The organism is Pseudoflavonifractor sp. HNCC25GI2, assembly GCF_058136395.1.
Map to the genome: position 1 here is coordinate 25,572 of NZ_JBYUOW010000009.1, position 17,981 is coordinate 43,552.

A 17,981-nucleotide genomic window follows, 5' to 3' on the forward strand; every position below is an offset into this window, starting at 1 on the left:
TTTCCTCCCTCAGCCCTTCAGGCCGTTCTCCTGCCGCTCCATGTTCTCTACCACGATGTCGTAGATCTCCCCCAGACCGGCACAGTACTCCAGCACCTGCCAGGGCTCGTTGGTGTGGAAGTGGAGCTTCATGGCCTCCTCGTCCCCCGCCACCAGCAGGCAGTCCCCGGCGAAGTGGGTGCGGATGTAGTCGTTCACGTCATCCTCGTCCACCGTGCAGCCTTCCATGAGCAGTTGGGTGTCAAATTTAAATTCCAGCATGGAATATCCCCTCTCATTTATACGTTTTGGATTGTAATTTATCCCCTGGGACGGGCCAGGAAGCGGGTGCCCACGTCCTTGCCCTCCACAATGTCATAGAGCACGTCCGGGTGCTCGCCGTTGGCGATGACCATGTCGCAGCCCGCCCCGGCGGCCATCCTGGCCGCCCGCAGCTTGGTGGCCATGCCTCCGGTGCCCAGGTCGCTGCCCTTGCCCCCGGCCAGAGCTTCAATCTCCGGCGTGACCTCCTCCACCACCGGCAGCAGCCGGGCGTTGGGGTTGGTGCGGGGGTCGGCGGTGTAGAGCCCGTCGATGTCGCTGAGCAGCACCAGCAGGTCCGCCCCCACCGAGCAGGCCACAATGGCGCCCAGGGTGTCGTTGTCGCCCACCTTGATTTCGGCGGTGGCCACGGTGTCGTTCTCGTTGATGATGGGAAGAGCCCCCAACTCCAGCAGGCGGAACATGGTATTCTCAAAGTTCTGCCGCCGGTCGGCGTGGTCCACGTCCTCCCCGGTGAGCAGCACCTGGGCCACAGTGTGGTTATACTGGGTAAAGAGCCGGTCGTAGGTATACATGAGTTCGCACTGGCCCACAGCGGCGGCGGCCTGCTTGGAGGGCATATCGGTGGGGCGGCCGGGCAGGTTCAGCTTGCCCACTCCCATGCCAATGGCTCCCGAGGAGACCAGAATCAGCTCGTGCCCCGCGTTTTTCAAGTCGGACAGCACCTTCACCAGCTCCTCCACGTGGCGGATGTTCAGCCGCCCGGTGGCGTGGGCCAGAGTGGAGGTACCCACCTTCACTACAATTCTCAAGAACTACACCTCATTTTCCACCGGGCGGGCCTCAGCCCTTGCCCAGCTCCAGCGTCTTTTCGTAGGCGGCAATGACCGCGTTCATGGCAGCGGCCCGGAAGCCCTGCTCCTCCAGGATGCGCACGCCCTGGATGGTAGACCCACCCGGAGAGCACACCGCATCCTTCAGGGCACCAGGATGCTGACCGCTCTCCAGCACCATCTTCGCCGCTCCCTGGGCCATCTGGGCAGCGTAGGCCAGGGCCTTGTCCCGGGGCAGGCCGCAGGCCACGCCGCCATCGGCCAGAGCCTCCAGAAATAGATAGAGGAAGGCCGGGCCACAGCCGGATACAGCACTGGCCGCATCAATAAGCCGCTCCTCCACCCGGTCCACCAGGCCGGCCGGAGCCAGCAGCGCCCCGAAGGCCTCCAGCTCCTCTTCCGTCACGTCCAGGCCGCAGTACTGCACCACTCCTGCGCCCACAGCCGACGGGGTGTTGGGCATAAGGCGGATAACAGGATACTTACCCCCGGCCATCTTCTGGATGGTCTCGGCGGTCAGGCCGGCGGCCATGGAGGCCAGTACAAACCGCTCCTTCCGGGCAGCCAGCGTGGGCGCCAGGTCCTTCAGCACCCGGGCCATCATCTGGGGCTTCACCGCCAGGAAAATAATCTGGCACTGCTGGGCTACCGTCCGGTTATCGGACAGCTTGGCATTCAGCTCGACGGCCAGCTTCTCAGCCTTCTCCGGCGAACGGTTGGACAGGTAGACCGGCACACCCGCCGCACCCTTGGCCGCCGCCCGGGCCAGAGCCGAGCCCATATGCCCGGTGCCGATAAATCCGATGGATTGAAACATTTTATTGTATCCTCCTTACCGCCCGGCGGGGCCGGGGGCTTCTTTTCACCTTTATCATACCATAGCCGTCAAGAGTTTCAAGGGCTGTTCTGTTAAGGTTTTGTCATACTTTTTCCCGCTTTTCCATTTGTAAGAAAATCTTAAAGGCTTCTTAATTGTTTTTCCACAGGGCCTCCCTTATACTAATGTGTACTAGTACACTTCATACAGTTTGTCCGGCCAACGCCGGACCTGTGGGAAAGGAGACGGCATCCATGCTGAATCTGGATTACCGGGACGCCCGCCCCATCTACGAACAGGTAAAGGAAGGGCTGCGCCGGCTGATGGTGTCCGGCGCCATCCGGGAGGGAGAAAAGCTCCCCTCGGTCCGGTCCATGGCCTCCTCTCTGGCCATCAACCCCAATACCATTCAGAGGGCCTACGAGGCCCTGGAGGCCGAGGGCTACCTCTACTCGGTGCCCGGCAAGGGCTCCTTCGCCGCCCCCCACACAGGGGTGGACGGACGTCGGAAGGAGGAGCTTCTGCAGGTCTTTGACCAGACCACGGCGGAGCTTTTGTTCCTGGGTCTGACGGGAGAGGCGCTGCGGGCCCGGGTGCGGGCAAAGGAAGGGGGATGTACCCAATGATTAAGGTAAACAATCTGGTCAAGACCTTCGACGGCTTCCGGGCCCTGGACGGTCTGACCATGACGGTGGAGCCCGGCTCCATCTACGGCCTGGTGGGCCCCAACGGCGCGGGCAAGTCCACGGTGCTGCGCCACATCGCCGGGGTCTACCGCCCCGACTCGGGCACCGTGCTGGTGGACGGCCAGCCGGTCTATGAAAACCCCGCCGTCAAACAGGGCATCGCCGTCATTCCCGACGAGCTCTACTACTTCAACTCCGCCTCCACCCGGGACATGATGAAGTTCTACCGCGGGATCTACCCCCAGTTTGACGACAAGCGGTACCATGCCCTGCGGGAGGCCTTCCCCGAGGTGGACGACCGCCAGCCCATCCGCCGCCTGTCCAAGGGCATGCAGAAGCAGAGCGCCTTCTGGCTGGCCCTGTGCTGCGCCCCCAAGCTGCTGGTGCTGGATGAGCCGGTGGACGGCCTGGACCCGGTGATGCGCCGCCAGGTGTGGTCCCTCCTCATGGGGGATGTGGCCCAGCGGGGCACCACGGTGCTCATCTCCTCCCACAACCTGCGGGAGCTGGAGGATGTGTGCGACCACGTGGGCATCCTCTCCCACGGCAAGGTGCTGCTGGAGCGCTCCCTCACCGACCTGCAGGACAACATTGTGAAGCTGCAGATCGCCTTCGCTCAGGCGGAGCCCCCCGCCTTCCCCAAGGACCTTCACATCCTCCACACTGCCCAGGTGGGCCGGGTGTTTACCCTCATTCTCCGGGGCAGCCCCGCGGACATCAAGGCCCGCATGGCCCCCCTGAACCCCATTTTGATGGAGGCTCTGCCCCTTTCCCTGGAGGAAATCTTTATCTATGAATTGGGAGGTGAGGACTATGCGGTCCGGGACATCGTTCTTTAATGCCGCCCTGTGGCGCAAGACCATGGGCCGGTTCTGGCCCCTGTGGGCCCTGTACGCCGCGGCGTGGACCTTTGCCCTGCCCCTGTATCTGCTCAACCAGTTTGTCGGCGGCCGCTCCCGGGGCTACGGCGCCGTGGACGTCCAGGACTGGATGCTGTCGGCCGCCCAGGAATTCCCCTCCTGGCTGTCCTTCGGCGTGTGGGTGTCCTGCATCTTCGGCCTGCTGTGCGCCATGGCGGTGTTCGGCTACCTCTACAACGCCCGCTCCAGCTGCGCCATGCACGCCCTGCCTCTGCGCCGGGAGGGTCTCTTTACCACCCAGTACCTGGCCGGACTGTCCTTCGGCCTGCTGCCCCACCTGGCGGTGGCCCTGTGCACCGCCGCCATTGAGATGGTGCTTCTGCCCCCCGACGCCTGGCTGGAGGCCCTGTCCTGCCTGGGCATCTGGCTGCTGGTCCAGAGTGCCACCTTCCTGTTCTTCTTCTCCTTTGCCGCCTTCTGCGCCATGTTTACCGGCCACCTGCTGGCCCTTCCCGCCTTCTATGCCATCCTCAACGGTCTGGTGTGGGGGCTGTACGGCCTGCTGACCCTCCTCTTCTCCCAGTTCTTCTACGGGTACAGCACCTCCGCCTCCTACGCATTGATGGACCTGCTCACCCCCCTCTATACCCTGTCCGACGCCTGCCGCTGGCAGGTTGTGGATGCGGCCGACTATACCACAGTTCCCATCTCCTATGAGCTGGCCTCCCCCCTGACCGTGGCCGGCTATGCCGTGGCCGGACTGGTGCTGGCCCTGCTGGCCCTCCTCCTCTACCGCCGCCGGCACGTGGAGTCCGCCGGAGACGTGGTCTCCTTCCGGGTGGTACGCCCCATCTTCCAGTGGGGCGTCACCTTCTGCGTGGGCCTCTCCTTCGGCATGGCCACCTCCCTGTTCTTCTCCTGGTCGGACAACGCCGCCTTCCTGTCCGTGTGCGTGGTGCTGTGGTCGGTGGTGGGCTTCTTCGCCGCCGAGATGCTGCTGAAAAAGTCCTTCCGGGTGCTGGGCGCCTGGAAGCGTGGCCTCATTGCCCTGGTGGTCATGAGCCTTCTGTGTGGGGGCTGCTTTGCCGACGTCTTCGGCATCGAGACCCGGGTCCCCAAGGCGGACCAGGTGGCCTCCCTCTCCGTTGTGCTGGACTTGGGCGAGCCCTACGACGACGGCCGCCAGCTGGTGCTGGAGCTCACCGACCCGGAGGATATGGCGCCCTTTATCGCCCTGCACCAGGCCGTGGTGGCCCAGCGGGACCGGGCCCAGTACAACTCCCCCTCCTACGACCCCGGAGACAACTACTTCTCCCTGTCCCTCTACTATACTCTGGGCAACGGCACCACTGTGAACCGCCAGTATCACTCCATTCCCATCTATCGCAGCGAGTCGGAGGATCCCAGCACGGTGTCCGGACAGTACTTCGCTCTGCTCCAGAACCGGGAGCTGGTGGCCAAGGCCTATGCGTTTGACCACTATGGGGCGGGCCGCCTGGTGGAGGTCTGCCTCTCCGGGGTGGAGCTGCCCCGGGCCGAGGGCAGCGGCCAGGACCCCCAGTATCAGGACCCCTACTATCTGGAGGGCGCCACCCCCCAGCAGCTGGAGCAGCTGTGGGAGGCCGTACAGGAGGACTTCGCCGCGGGCACTCTGGGCGTGCGCTACGCCATTCCCGACCAGGAGCGCTGGGACAACACCTATCAAACCGACCTGCGCTTTACCTTTGAGCTGACCCAGGACCTCTCAGGCAACGTGGAAAAGACCTATTCCTCCGACCTGTCCATCACCCTGACCCCCAACGCAAAAAACACCCTGGCCTGGCTGGAGCAGTACGGCGGTCTCAACACCCAGTACTACCTCATCGCCCACCAGAGCACCGTCGACGCCCTTCCCGGCACCCAGAGCCAGCCCCAGACGGATGGCCCCAGCGCCGAAGTCTATCCTCTGGGCTGAACCCTCTGCCCATCCCCCTCTTCCGCCGCCCGGAGCACCTGCCCCGGGCGGCGTTTTTTTGAAAAAAGTTCAAATTCAAATTTTTGTGAAAATTTTAACGATTTTGTGGGAAAGGGAGAGGGTTTCGCCCCGTTTTCGGGGGCTCTTGTCACTCTCAGACAGAAATGCAGCCAGAAAGCGCAGAAAAATTGATTGCTTTTTGGGGCCCGCTCCGATATAATCAGCATAAGAGCGGAAATTCCGGGCGTCCTCTGGGGCGTCAAAACCAAAATTTGGAGGTTTCAGACACTATGAAGGAAATCTATGTTGTCAACTGCTGCCGTACCGCCATCGGTTCCTTTGGCGGCTCCCTGAAGGACACCCCCGCCGCTGACCTGGGCGCTATCGTCATCAAGGAGGCCCTGAACCGCGCCGGCGTGAAGCCCGAGCAGGTGGATGAGGTCATGTTCGGCTGCATCCTCACCGCTGGTCTGGGCCAGAACGTGGCCCGTCAGGCTGCCCTGAAGGCCGGTGTGCCCGCCTCTGTTCCCGCTTACACTGTGGGCATGGTGTGCGGCTCCGGCATGAAGTCCGTCATCGAGGCCGGCCGTACCATTCTGGCCGGCGACGCCGATATCGTGGTGGCCGGCGGCACCGAGAACATGTCCGCTGCCCCCTATGCCCTGCCTGCTGAGCGCTGGGGCGCCCGCATGGGTGACAAGAAGGTCATCGACACCATGATCAAGGACGGCCTGTGGGACGCCTTCAACAACTACCACATGGGCACCACCGCCGAGAACATCTGCGACGTGTGGGGCATCAGCCGCCAGGAGCTGGACGAGTTCGCCGCCTCCTCCCAGAACAAGGCTGAGGCTGCTCTGGCCTCCGGCCGCTTCAACGACGAGATCGTTCCCGTCATGGTGAAGCAGAAGAAGCAGATGGTGGAGTTCAAGGTGGACGAGTTCCCCCGCGCCGGCGTTACCCCCGAGAGCATTGCCAAGCTGAAGGGCGCCTTCCCCGTGGGTCCCGAGTCCCCCGCTCCCCAGGTTGTCCACACCTTTGAGCCCACCGGCATTCAGGAGTCCCCCGACAAGGGTCAGCAGCGCGTCACCGCCGCCAACGCCTCCGGCATCAACGACGGCGCCGCCGCCATCATCCTGGCCTCCGGCGAGGCCGTGGAGAAGTACGGTCTGAAGCCCATGGCCAAGCTGGTCTCCTGGGGCCAGGGCGGCGTGGATCCCAAGATCATGGGAGTGGGCCCCGTGCCCGCTTCCCGTCAGGCTATGGCCAAGGCCGGCCTGACCATCGAGGACATGGACCTCATCGAGGCTAACGAGGCCTTTGCTGCCCAGTCCATCGCCGTGGCCCGCGAGCTGAAGTTCGACATGAGCAAGGTCAACGTCAACGGCGGCGCCATTGCTCTGGGTCACCCCGTGGGCGCTTCCGGTGCCCGTATCATCGTCACCCTGCTCCACGAGATGCAGAAGCGCGACGACGCCAAGAAGGGTCTGGCCACTCTGTGCATCGGCGGCGGCCAGGGCGTTGCCACCATCTTCGAGAAGTGCTGAGTCATTCCTGCACTTGCCTTGCCTTGTGATCTGGCAGGAATTTCATAGAGCGAAAACCCCCGGGACGCGGCAGTCCCGGGGGTTTTCGTATATAATTCGGCACTTCCGGACATAGCAAAACCCGGACGCCAGCTCCAAAGCGTCCGGGTCTTACCGTTGAAAAAGAGGATTAAAATGAAACGAACTGTCTCTTGCAGATTTTATAATACACAGAAGTTGTGAACAATTCCAACGAAAGTTGTTACATAAGTTTTAAATATCCCCCGGTTTGGAGGAATTTTCTTCTTTTTTCCTCTGTGCGTGCCGGAAAAAAGGAGGAAGGACCAACGGAGCGACCCGTTGGTCCTTCAAAATTGGAGGATAGAATGAAAAGATGTTCTTGCCTTGCGAGTATCAGTATATCCGCGTTTTATTAAAAAAGACACCTTCAATTGTTACAAAAGCTTTAAATCTTTTCCAAGGGGTCCGCACCCCGTAAGTGTTCAAAGAAATCCTGGAGCACCGCCCGGCACTCTTCCTCCAGCGGCCCCTGGTAGATGCGGGGGTGGTGGTTGAACCGCTCCTCAAAGAGGTTGAGCACCGAGGTGCAGCAGCCCGCCTTCTCATCCCGAACCCCGTAGCGCACCGTCTCAATCCGAGCGTTGATGATGCCCCCGGCGCACATGGGACAGGGCTCCAGAGTGACATACAGGGTACAGCCGTGGAGCCGCCAGCTGCCCAGCCGCCCGCAGGCGTCCCGGATGGCCTCCAGCTCGGCGTGGGCGGTGGCGTCCCCCCGCTCCTCCCGGCGGTTCCGGCCCCGGCCCACAATCGCCCCGTCCTTTACAATGACGCAGCCCACGGGCACGTCGCCCTCCTCCGCCGCCTGGCGGGCCAGCGCCAATGCCTCGCGCATATAGTCCTCGTGGCTCATTCCTCAATCTCCCGCATAAAGACCAGCACGCCGTTTCCGCTCATGCAGAACTGCCAGCCCTCCTGCCCCAGCTGATTCCACTGCTGCTCCATCTCCCGGAGCTTCTTCCCCCAGTCCAGCCCCAGCGGGGTCTTGATGTCCGCGAACTTATATTCAAACTTTTTCATGTCTCTGCCCCCTTTGCCTCAGTTTACACAAAAAGAGGGGCTTTTTCAAGCGCTCTCTTTTGGCCCTCACCCCTGCCCTGTCTTCAGGGTCTGAAGGGTGCGGGCCACATTGTCCGCCCACATCCGCGCCCCGTTGATGGCCTCGGTGAGGGTATTGCCGTGGCCGCCCACCTCCACCAGAATGGAGCCGGGGGATACCTGCTGGTTGTAGCTGCTGCTGCGCAGTACGATGGGCCGGGCCAGGCTGGTATAGCCCCGCACCAGCTCCTTCTGGAGCAGCACCGCAAAGGCCAGATTGTCCTGCCACCGGGGATGGGCCCCGGAGTTTTCGTCGCTGCCGATGACCATCATGACCTGGGCCACCTTTTCCCCCGCCTCGGTGGTCACCAGCTTGTAAATCTCGTTGTTGCTGCCCACCAGAGCGTCCCGGTGGACGTCCAGCACCACCTTGATGGTGGGGTACTGCCGAAGCCACTCCTCCACCGCCGCAAGGGAGCGCTCATAGGCCCCGTTGTAGGCCGGGTAATCGTAGAGCGTGGTGTCGTGGACCACCTGGAAGCCGTGGGCCCGGAACACCGTGGCGATCTCCTCCCCCACCCGCACCACGTTGTGGGTGCAGTCGGTGGTACGGTAGGGGTCGCTCTGCTCGTACACGTCCCCGTCCGTCTGGCTGTACGCCTCGCTGCCGTGGGTGTGGACAATCAAAATCTGTGGCCCCTCCCCCAGAGGGACATCCACCGTTCCCGCCGACAGCACCGACGGATCCAGCGCCTTACTGGTGCGGTTATAGAGATAGATGTTGTCCTGGCGGATGTACTGGCTGCCCTCCTTGCCCTGGGCCGTCATCTCCACAATGTCCCCCTCCTGGGCGGGCGGCTGCAGGTCGGGCTCCTCCTGGTCCTCCCCGTCCTGGTCGTAGAACTCCGGGTCCTGCCCCGCCAGGTCCTCGCCCCGGCTCTCCCGGGCGGAGGCCACCGCCTTCTCCCCTGCCGCCAGCAGCGCCGACTGCCCCAGCAGAAGCCGCCCCCACCCCGTGAAGGTCTCTTCCCCGCTCCCGGGCAGCGCCCCCAGCTGCCGCTCCATGAGCGCCACTGCCCTTCCGCCTTCCGCGCCCCAGGCCGCCACCGCCTCATTCAGGCTGGAAAAATCCACCGTCATGCCCACACCCCAAATTCCTATAAGTGCCAGGCCCAGAGCAACTCCCCGCCGCAGGGCACGTCCCACTTGTCCGTTTCCTTTGTTCTCCGCCACAGTATAGTCTCCCTCCTTGTCCGGCCCGCGGGCTGTGTATGGACATCTTATGCGGCGGGAGAACGGGATATGACCGCCGGGACAGGCAGTCCTCCCGGAAATAAAAAGCCGCGCCCCCGGCAGACGCCGGGGGCGCGGTCTCAAGGTTAGGTTTTTACCGCTTTGGGGCAGGAATTACTCCTCGTCCCGCTTCTTGCGGCCCAGCAGGGTGACGCCGGCCAGTCCGGTACCGGACAGGGCGCTCAGCGCCAGCCACAGGCCGGAGATATCGCCGGTCTCAGGCACCTCGCCCGTGGGCACGTCGGGATCCTCAATGTCCACGCCGGGGTCAGTACCGGGATCGGTTCCGTCCCCACCGTCGGGATTCTCGGGCAGCTCGCCGCCGGGAACCTCGGGGTCGGTAATGTCCGTGTCCTCGGCCACATACCAGACGTTGATCACCTTGTTGCCGTTCATGGTACCGGTAAGGGGATCACCGGTGGTGCTGTCGTAGGTGTAGCCCTCGATGGCAATGGCATCGTAAGCGGTCACATCATAGCTGCGGCCCTCACGGATGGAAGCGCTGACATAGGACTGAGCAATCTTGTCGCCGCTGTCCTTGTCCAGGTAGTTCACGGTCACGGTGTAGTAGTCGTAGCTGCTGCCGCCGCCACCTCCGCCGCTGACGGTGTAAGACACGGTGGGCTTGGCAAAGTTCTCGGGCGCAATCTGTACGCCGTTGGAATCAATGGGCCACAAGGTTGCGCTCTTATTCGTGAACAGTCCGCCGTAGCCCTTGCTGCCGTCTTCGTCATACTGTCCGTAGGTGCCGGGGTCAGTCTTGGGATTGGTCAGCTTCACGGAATAGGTCAGTTCCACGGGAGCAAAGTTGCTCACGGGGACGTTGATCTCCCACAGGAAGCACTCGTCGGAGTTTCCATCCTCGCCCTTGGCATAATAGTGGAGAACGTAGGGGTAAACACCCTCCTCATTCGCCTCACCAAAGGCGTAGCGGGCAGTCTCATAAGAGCCGCTGAACATGGGATCGAGCAGTTCGATTTCACGTACGGTCTGCTCCACACCGTTCACGGTCAGGGACAACTTGCTCATGTCGTTGACAAAGTCGAAGTTGTAGTCATCGCCGTAGCCGATAACATCCTTGACTGTGGAGCCATCAGCCAGAAGGTAATAGATGTCATTCTGAATTTCCTTGAAGGAAACCGACTCTCCGTCCGCCAGATAGCTCATAAATGCGGGACCCCAGGGATAGTCAGAAGCAGCGCCGGTGTCAGCCGCAACCGCATAGCAGCGATAGCCAGCCTCTACAGCCTCCATATAGGTCTTGTAGGTCTTATAGAGCGCCACATCCACACAGGTAGGATACTCGGTTCCATTTTCTCTGGGGATGTGCAGGTCTGTGTTGCTGGCGGTATTGTCGTAAAGCTGGATATACTCCTTGACCATATCCAGATCCTGTCCCACATCGTTCAGGTAGCTTTCAAAGCTTTCAGGCAGGTAATCCTTTCCGCCCTCTGCATAGTGGCGGATTGCCCAGCAGTCAGGGCCAGCCATAATCGCGTACTCGCCGTTGGTCATCTGCTGAGAGTTAATGGAATTTGCTTCTTCGTCAAAAATATAGGTGATACCATCGCTGACGAAAATCATATACTTCCGGTTTGCGTCTACACCAGTATCTTCGTCCAGCATAGCTTTACCGGCCAGCAGCCCGGCGTGGGTATTGGTGCCGCTGGAGATCTTCGTCTCAATCGCCTGCTGGATGACAGGCAGGTTGGCGTCGTTCAGCTCGGTCAGCTCCAGAACATTGTTCGCCACCTTATTGAAGATCACAACGCCCACCTTGATCACAGCGCCGGTTTCCTTAGCCTGGTTGTTCAAATCGCTCAGCATGTCCAGCATCTGCCGCTCCACTTCCGCGCTGGTGGACTTGTCCAGTACAAATACCACGTCGGATTTCAGAGTCTCTTCCGCCGCGGGAAGCGCCAGCGTCACCTTGGACTCATAGTTGGAATCCAGGTTGGTGGCTGTCTTGGACTTGGAGGTCTGCCAATCGGACTGCTCGGAATCCTCGGGAACCAGCCCATGAGCTGCCTTCAGGGACAGCTCACCTGTCACAAAGGCAACGCCGTTGCGTTCGAACTGCTTGAATTCTACCGCATTCAGGGGTTTAAAGTGGGCGGACCAGCGGTGTTCCGCGCCATCCTGATACCAGCCATCAATTTCGTGACTGCAGTCATCCAGAGTCCACTCGGAACCAACTTTGCTGAATGTAATGGTGCCCTTGCTGTAAATGTCGTCGCCGGCCTTGTTGGCAGCGTTATTGTATACCGCCGCGCCTACGGGCAGAGTCAGAGATCCATTGTTATTGTAGATATAGATACCGCCGCCAAAGCTGTTGGAGCTATTGTGCATGATGGTCACATCAGCGTTTCCAAGCTCGACACTGCCGCGATACACATAAAGTCCGCTGTTGCCATTGCCGCACAGCTCAAATTGTGCGCCTTCTGCCGCCGACAGGGCAGTTCCATAAAAATAGAAACCGCTGTTTGCGTTGTCGTTGGCAATGACAGAAGATTTCGCATCAAAGTTTGCCGTAACACTGGAAGCAAAAAATCTAAATCCATCCTTGCCATTTTCATTGGTGGTAAAGCTGGAATTTACCACATTCAGCGGCTGCTTTACCTGGATACCATGAGAACCATTTCCATTTGCAATAACGGTACAATCCTTAATCGTAGATGCGGATTGGTCCTTATTTAACTTGGAAATGTTAAGACCAATGTTGCCATTCCCGTTGGCAATGATGGTGTATCCTTCGGCATCCAGTGCGGCATTATTTTCTCTTCCGCCGTCCAAACCGTTGTTGTCGTTGTCGCTGACGTTAAAGGTATAGTCTCCCTTGCCTGTATTGCGCAGGGTGATATATCCGTAGCTGAAACCATCGCCTTCGCCGTCATCTGTGGAACTTCCGTTGCCAGTCACAGTCACATTGGTATTCTCAAAAACGAATGTAGGGGTGTTGCCGCCCAAATACGAAGCCGGTGCGCCCATAAATCCATTCAGGCCATTGTTATTCATCGTCAGGCTGCTGTCGATAAATTCAAATACAGCGTTCGAGTTGCCATCTGCATTTGCCCAGATTCCGGCTCCGCCGCCGCTGCCCTGAACGTTGTTGCTGAAGGTAACGTCGCTGTTTGTGGCGATAAACTTGCTGCCAGCAGTTCCTCCACCAGCATACAGACCACAGCCTTTAGTATTCCCGCTGGCAGAAAGGACTGCATCGTTCAGGGTAAAATTACCGCCCTCCCAATTAATCAAATAGTTGTGAGCTGCGCCGGTAATATTCACAGTCAAAGAGTTCAGCGTTGCCGTATTGACTGTGGTTTCAGAAGTCTCCTTAATGTCCAGGATATCGCTGCCGGTGTAGCCCTCCAGAGTTGCATTTTTCAGGGTGATACCGCCGTTGATAACAGCATTCCCTTCCACATAAAGGGTAACATTTTCTGCCTTAAAGCCCTTTTCATATGTGCCGCTCTTCAGTAACGCCGGAACATTAGCCTCAGCCGCAGCCTTCAGCACAGTATTCGGATCCGGCGTTTCCGGCGTAATGATATACTGCTCTTCAATGTCAACCTTTGGTTTTTCTTCCACCGTCACCGTAATGGAAAGGGGATCGCCGCTATAGGAATACCTCTCGCCCAGCGTAGCGATAAAGGTGTAGTCTCCGGCCGTCCGGCCATCATAGTGATCGCAGGACCAGGTAACAGGAACCTCTACGGTTTCGGGCTCATTGGAGTCTCCCAGCACGATAGTATCCGACTCACCGCCGGGCACCGCAGCCAGCATGACAGTAGTGGGAACTCCATCTTCACCGCCCTCCACAGGCTGCTCGGGCGTCTCAGGCTGCTCAGGAACCTCAGGCTGCTCAGGAACCTCAGGTTGCTCGGGCGTCTCAGGCTGCTCAGGAACCTCAGGCTGCTCGGGAACCTCAGGCTGCTCGGGAACCTCAGGCTGCTCGGGAACCTCAGGCTGCTCAGTCACCTCAGATGCCTCAGACTGATCGGGATCCACTGGATCAACCGGCGGATCGACAGGCTCCGCCGCCTCAACCGTACCCGTCAGAGTCCCGGGAAGCTTCTCCAGAACATCCCCCAGCTCCGTACCATAAGCCACAGAGATGTTCTTGTCCTTCTCAGGAATTGTGACCGACGACAGCTTAACCGCATCCGAAGAACCGCCCTCTTCTGCGAACACTCCCGCCGTGAGCATGCTCATGGTCATACTGGCCACCAGCAGCAACGCGAACACTTTTTGCAGTCTTCTTCTCATTGCCATTTTTCGTTCTCCTTTCCTTTGTCTGAAGATCGAATACATGGCGGCTGGGCTGGCCTGGCGGCAGCTCTTACTCCATCCTCCCGATGAGCTCGCTCCGCTTTAGCCCCCTGGCTTTGCGTCCCGCCGTTTCCAGCGGTTTGCCCCTGCATCTATTCCTGCGGAATTCCTCCGCATTTTGTTCGGAGAGGCTTGCTTTGTTGAAAACAAAGCAAAAAGCCAATATTGGCTTTTCCCGGAGGCGGTTCCGGGTCACCCTTTTTTGGCCCATATTCTCTCCTCTGGACGCAAAAGATTCCTATCCTGCGTTCAGGGTTTCATTATAGCACCTTTGAGTTACAAAAGGGGTTACAAATTTTATTTTCTTGTTCAATTTCTTAAAAATTTTTCAGCATTTTTGCCATTTTCTGTATATTTTACGCATTTTTTACGCAAAAACAGACCACACCCCGGTAAACGCCGGGGTGTGGTCTTAATGATATGGTTTTACCGCTTCTGCGGAGCAATTACTCCTCGTCCCGCTTCTTGCGGCCCAGCAGAGTGACGCCGGCCAGTCCGGTACCGGACAGGGCGCTCAGCGCCAGCCACAGGGCAGAGATATCGCCAGTCTCAGGCACCTCTGCTCCGGGCACATCGGGGTCTTCGATGTCCACACCGGGGTCAGTGCCAGGCTCGGTTCCATCCCCACCGTCAGGATTCTCAGGCGTCTCGCCGCCGGGAACCTCGGGGTCAGTGATGTCCGTGTCCTCGGCCACATACCAGACGTTGATCACCTTGTTGCCGTTCATCGTGCCGGTGAGCGGATCACCGGTAGTTCTGTCGTAGGTATAGCCCTCGATGGCAATGGCGTCGTAAGCGGTCACATCATAGCGCAGGCCCTCACGGATGCGCTCGCTGTGGTTGGAGGCAATGCTGTTTCCATCCTCATCCAGATAGTTGACCGTGACGTTGTAATAGTCGTAGCTGCTGCCGCCGCCACCGGAAGAAGAACGCTCCCGGGTAAGAACAGGTGTAGCGACTGCATTCACGTTGTCAGCACCCAGCGCCACAACAGCGTCTCCCTCATTGGTATCAAAGGATCCATAGGGGTAGCTGTCGTTCACCTGATTGAGCATCAGGTCGTAGTTCATGGTGTGGGTCAGGTAGGGCACGCCAGTGATGGTCCAGGTAATCGTGGTGTTTCCATCCGCGTCCTCGCCGACCTGGTAGGTGCCGGCCGAAACGGTAATGCTGCTCTCATCCAGCGTAAAGGCAGGGTCAATGGTATCCACCAAGGTATAAATGTTATAAGACGCGCCGATTGCATTGTTGATGGCATCACTGAACTCCTGAGTATCGCTGGCCAAGAAGAACAAACCGTCGCTACAAAGCCGCTTCATAGCGTTGATACAGTCGGCCTCTTCGCTGGCCGGAACCGACTGCATAACACCAAAGATCTTGGTCCCGTGGCCAAATTGCTGAATACTCTTGATTCTATCGGCATATTCTTCAATTTCCGGCAAAATCTTCTCCATGTTACTGGAGTTCGCTGCAAAGTTTCGGTTGGGTTTTCCGTCGGAGATAAAGATTACCGCGGCCTCCCGAGAAGTATCCTCACGGTTGGCAATCAGGCTATAGGCGGCATCCAGGGCAATGGCGTAATTCGTAGATCCATAGGGCTGATACGCCATAACAAAATTCTCCGCCATGTCATAGTCCTGAGTGAAATTCTGCGTATGCAAGTACTCCGTAGCATTGGTTGCAAAGGTAACAAAGGCCACCCGGTTATCATAGCCCTGCGTATTCAACAGCTGCTCGCTGACGTCCAGCAGCTTGGACTGCATGTCAAAGAAGCGGGAGTTGTCATCCACACTACCATCAGGCACAGTAGCAGCGGCATAGTTGCCGACCTTGGACATGGATCCGGAGTAATCTACTACAAAGACAAAGTCCATACCCTGGTCTTTGGCGTAGTTGAACTGGAACTCTACTTCTGCCTGGGTTTTATCCTCGTCCGTCCAGCGGGCAGCTTTGGTGACTTGGTCCTCGTTCAAAGCAGCAGCATTTTCCTGACCAGTGTGGCTGCTCTCCCAACCGCTGGGCACTGTTAAAGTCTCAGGAGAGGGTGTTGCTTTCAGAGCAAACTGTCCGTCCAGAATGGCAAACATACGGTCCTTCAGATAAGCAAACTCGGTTTTGTTAAAAATGTCGCTGTAGCCCAGTTTGGTTTCGTCAGGTACGTTCAGAGTGGTAAGCAAGTCGCAGCCGTCAAAGGTATAGGCATCGATGAGGCCCACATTCTCGATGGTCACACTCTCCAGGTCGCCGCAGTAGTAGAATCCGCCCTCGCCGACGGCCTGGACGTTGCGTAGAGTCACGTTTTTGACCGGGGTATTCTGAAACGCATACTTACCAACCAGTCCTACGTTTTCCAAAGTAATATCGGTCAGATTTGGGAATATATTGTTGCCCCACACAACATCATACATCCACTTATCACCAATGCGTTCCGCGTTGGTGACCACCAGGGTCTTTAAATCATCCGAACTCGCGCGGCCTTGGATCTCCTTTACATTTACAGTCAGATTGATGATGCCGTCCCACTGGCTGGTAATGTTGGCCTTCCCCAGGATACCGTCCGGATCATCAATGACCATATTGGTCACCAATGTGCTGCCTGCAAGCGGTTCATTAGCCTGGAACCCAAAGGCATCTGCCACTGGCGTGTTGTGAACAGTCACGCTGTCCAGTTCACCGCAGTTATAGAGGCAACCATCCATGTCCTGAACATTTTCTGTAAAGGTGTAGCTGGTCATACCATGTACGTTCCAGAAGGCCCCATAGCCCACGGAGTTTACATCAAGAACACCGATACCTTCGAGGGTATCTGCCGGACCTATAGCTTTTAATGCGGTAAAATATGCGAAAGCATAGCCACCCACCTGCTGCACGCCATCGGCAAGGACCACCCGCTCCGCTTCATCAGCAAATTCCTGGTAGGGCCGGGTAGTATAGGTGTTTTGGGCATAGGTGGGAATATCGGCCGTAAAGGTCAGGGTCTTGCTCTCCTCATCCCAAGTAAACAGCACCTTGCCACAGACAGGACAAGCTTCCCCTGCTGCAAGCTCACTGTGGAACGCAGGAATAGATTCCGTGGCCTTTTCCCCACAGGCGCGACAAATCAGATTTTTGACGCCAGCCTGGGCACAGGTAGGCTCGGTCTCTCCAGTGGTCTCATACATGTGGCCCTCGACAACAGTAAGATTCCAAGTGTAGGTCTGCGCCCAATACTGAGGGTCACCCCCGATAATACCGGGAATTTTATAATAATTTGTGTAATACTCATAGGTACCGTCGTCAAGCAACACTTTATAGCGCAGACCAGTCAACTTCGTGGTACCAGCTGCTAAGCCCTTAATTTTACCGTTGCTGCCAGTCGTTACATTGACCAAACTCGTGTCGTCTACCGACCATTCCCTTTGAGACTGGTATCCCGAGTTTTCCACCTCCGAAGCTAGATAACCGGACTCCCAATCCATAGAAGACAGACTTTTGGTCTTGCCCACTTCCAGGTAAAGCACTGCCTCCTCCGGTGAGCTCACCCCAGACTGTGCATCATAGCACGCCTCGTTATGGGTATGCTCCTCCTGACTGCACACCAGTGTTTCCGTATAGCAGGCGTCGGTGTGGGTGTGGCCCGCGCTTTCCTCCTGCTCGCAGGTCAGACCAGAGCAGGCGTCGGTATGGCTGTGGCTGCCTTCACCCTCTGCCAGTCCACAGATCGGGTTATTCTCTGCATCATAGCAGGCATCGCTGTGGGTATGGCCCGTGCTTTCCTCCTGCCCGCAGGTCAGACCAGAGCAGGCGTCGGTATGACTGTGGCTGCCTTCACCTTCTGCCAGCCCACAGGTCAAGTCCCGTTGATAGCACGCCGTGGTGTGGGTGTGCTCTTGCGTATCGCAGATCAGTTCACCTTCCGTTGCAAAGGCCGTGATGTTCAGCATACCCATGGTCATGCTAAGCACCAGCAGCAGTGCAAACAGTTTTTGCAGTCGTCTTCTTGTCGCCATTTTTCGTTCTCCTTTCTAAAATCTGAAGATCGAATACATGGCAGCTGGGCCGGCCTGGCGGCTCGGGATTGGGACGGCCTGCTCGTCCCTCTGCCCGGCTCCGCTTTAGCTCCCTGGCTTTGCGTCCCGCCCTTTCAGACGGTTTGCCCCTGCATCTATTCTGCGGAATTCCTCCGCATGCTGTTTTGAGAGTTCCCTTGCTTTGTTTTCAACAAAGCAAAAGCCAATATTGGCTTTTCTCCGGTTTTCCCTCTCACACACGCAAAATGATCTCCCATATTGCGCTTTGTAGCCTCATTATAGCACCCCCTGGT

At 58.4% G+C, this 17,981-nt stretch carries 12 protein-coding genes and 2 riboswitches; of the genes, 4 read left to right on the top strand and 8 right to left on the bottom strand.

Translation table 11 applies throughout. The annotated features are described in order from the left end of the window. Positions 1-9: 9 nt before the first annotated feature. The 3 genes from AC3YUO_RS10805 to proC are packed head-to-tail and all read right to left on the bottom strand — an operon-like array spanning position 10 to position 1,911. Positions 10-261, bottom strand: a complete 252-nt coding sequence (locus AC3YUO_RS10805) for a kinase to dihydroxyacetone kinase (RefSeq protein WP_489963042.1) — start codon at positions 259-261, stop codon at positions 10-12. A 38-nt stretch (positions 262-299) separates the two neighbouring features. Next, on the bottom strand, positions 300-1,073 hold the full coding sequence (gene proB / locus AC3YUO_RS10810; RefSeq protein WP_489963043.1) for a glutamate 5-kinase: 774 nt from the start codon (positions 1,071-1,073) through the stop codon (positions 300-302). Between the two features lie 31 nt (positions 1,074-1,104). Continuing rightward, positions 1,105-1,911, bottom strand: coding sequence for a pyrroline-5-carboxylate reductase (gene proC / locus AC3YUO_RS10815; RefSeq protein ID WP_489963044.1), 807 nt, complete (start codon positions 1,909-1,911; stop codon positions 1,105-1,107). Between the two features lie 254 nt (positions 1,912-2,165). Between proC and AC3YUO_RS10820 the strand changes: the two genes are divergently transcribed. From AC3YUO_RS10820 to AC3YUO_RS10835, 4 genes are all read left to right on the top strand, one after another. After that, entirely contained in the window at positions 2,166-2,537 is a 372-nt protein-coding gene (locus AC3YUO_RS10820) for a GntR family transcriptional regulator (RefSeq protein WP_489963045.1), read from the top strand. After that, complete coding sequence (locus tag AC3YUO_RS10825) at positions 2,534-3,436, top strand: ABC transporter ATP-binding protein (protein ID WP_489963046.1); 903 nt, start codon at positions 2,534-2,536, stop codon at positions 3,434-3,436. The genes AC3YUO_RS10820 and AC3YUO_RS10825 overlap by 4 nt, the downstream gene beginning before the upstream one ends. After that, a complete protein-coding gene (locus AC3YUO_RS10830) occupies positions 3,411-5,411 on the top strand; it encodes a hypothetical protein (protein WP_489963047.1) in 2,001 nt (666 codons plus the stop codon). The genes AC3YUO_RS10825 and AC3YUO_RS10830 overlap by 26 nt, the downstream gene beginning before the upstream one ends. 290 nt (positions 5,412-5,701) lie before the next feature. Beyond that, positions 5,702-6,958 (top strand): acetyl-CoA C-acetyltransferase, encoded by a 1,257-nt coding sequence (locus tag AC3YUO_RS10835; RefSeq protein ID WP_489963048.1) that lies wholly within the window; start codon positions 5,702-5,704, stop codon positions 6,956-6,958. A gap of 445 nt (positions 6,959-7,403) precedes the next feature. Here AC3YUO_RS10835 and AC3YUO_RS10840 read toward each other — a convergent pair whose 3' ends face one another. From AC3YUO_RS10840 to AC3YUO_RS10860, 5 genes are all read right to left on the bottom strand, one after another. Then, entirely contained in the window at positions 7,404-7,871 is a 468-nt protein-coding gene (locus AC3YUO_RS10840) for a nucleoside deaminase (protein WP_489963049.1), read from the bottom strand. Continuing rightward, on the bottom strand, positions 7,868-8,038 hold the full coding sequence (locus tag AC3YUO_RS10845; protein WP_489963050.1) for a hypothetical protein: 171 nt from the start codon (positions 8,036-8,038) through the stop codon (positions 7,868-7,870). Before AC3YUO_RS10845 ends, AC3YUO_RS10840 begins: the two co-directional genes overlap by 4 nt. A 66-nt stretch (positions 8,039-8,104) precedes the next feature. Further along, on the bottom strand, positions 8,105-9,289 hold the full coding sequence (gene spoIIP / locus AC3YUO_RS10850) for a stage II sporulation protein P (RefSeq protein ID WP_489963051.1): 1,185 nt from the start codon (positions 9,287-9,289) through the stop codon (positions 8,105-8,107). Positions 9,290-9,463: 174 nt separating this feature from the next. After that, a complete protein-coding gene (locus AC3YUO_RS10855) occupies positions 9,464-13,621 on the bottom strand; it encodes a VWA domain-containing protein (protein ID WP_489963052.1) in 4,158 nt (1,385 codons plus the stop codon). 36 nt (positions 13,622-13,657) lie between these two features. Next, positions 13,658-13,773: riboswitch (cyclic di-GMP riboswitch) on the bottom strand. 351 nt (positions 13,774-14,124) lie between these two features. After that, complete coding sequence (locus AC3YUO_RS10860) at positions 14,125-17,049, bottom strand: leucine-rich repeat protein (protein ID WP_489963053.1); 2,925 nt, start codon at positions 17,047-17,049, stop codon at positions 14,125-14,127. 654 nt (positions 17,050-17,703) lie between these two features. After that, positions 17,704-17,825: riboswitch (cyclic di-GMP riboswitch) on the bottom strand. Positions 17,826-17,981: the final 156 nt, after the last annotated feature.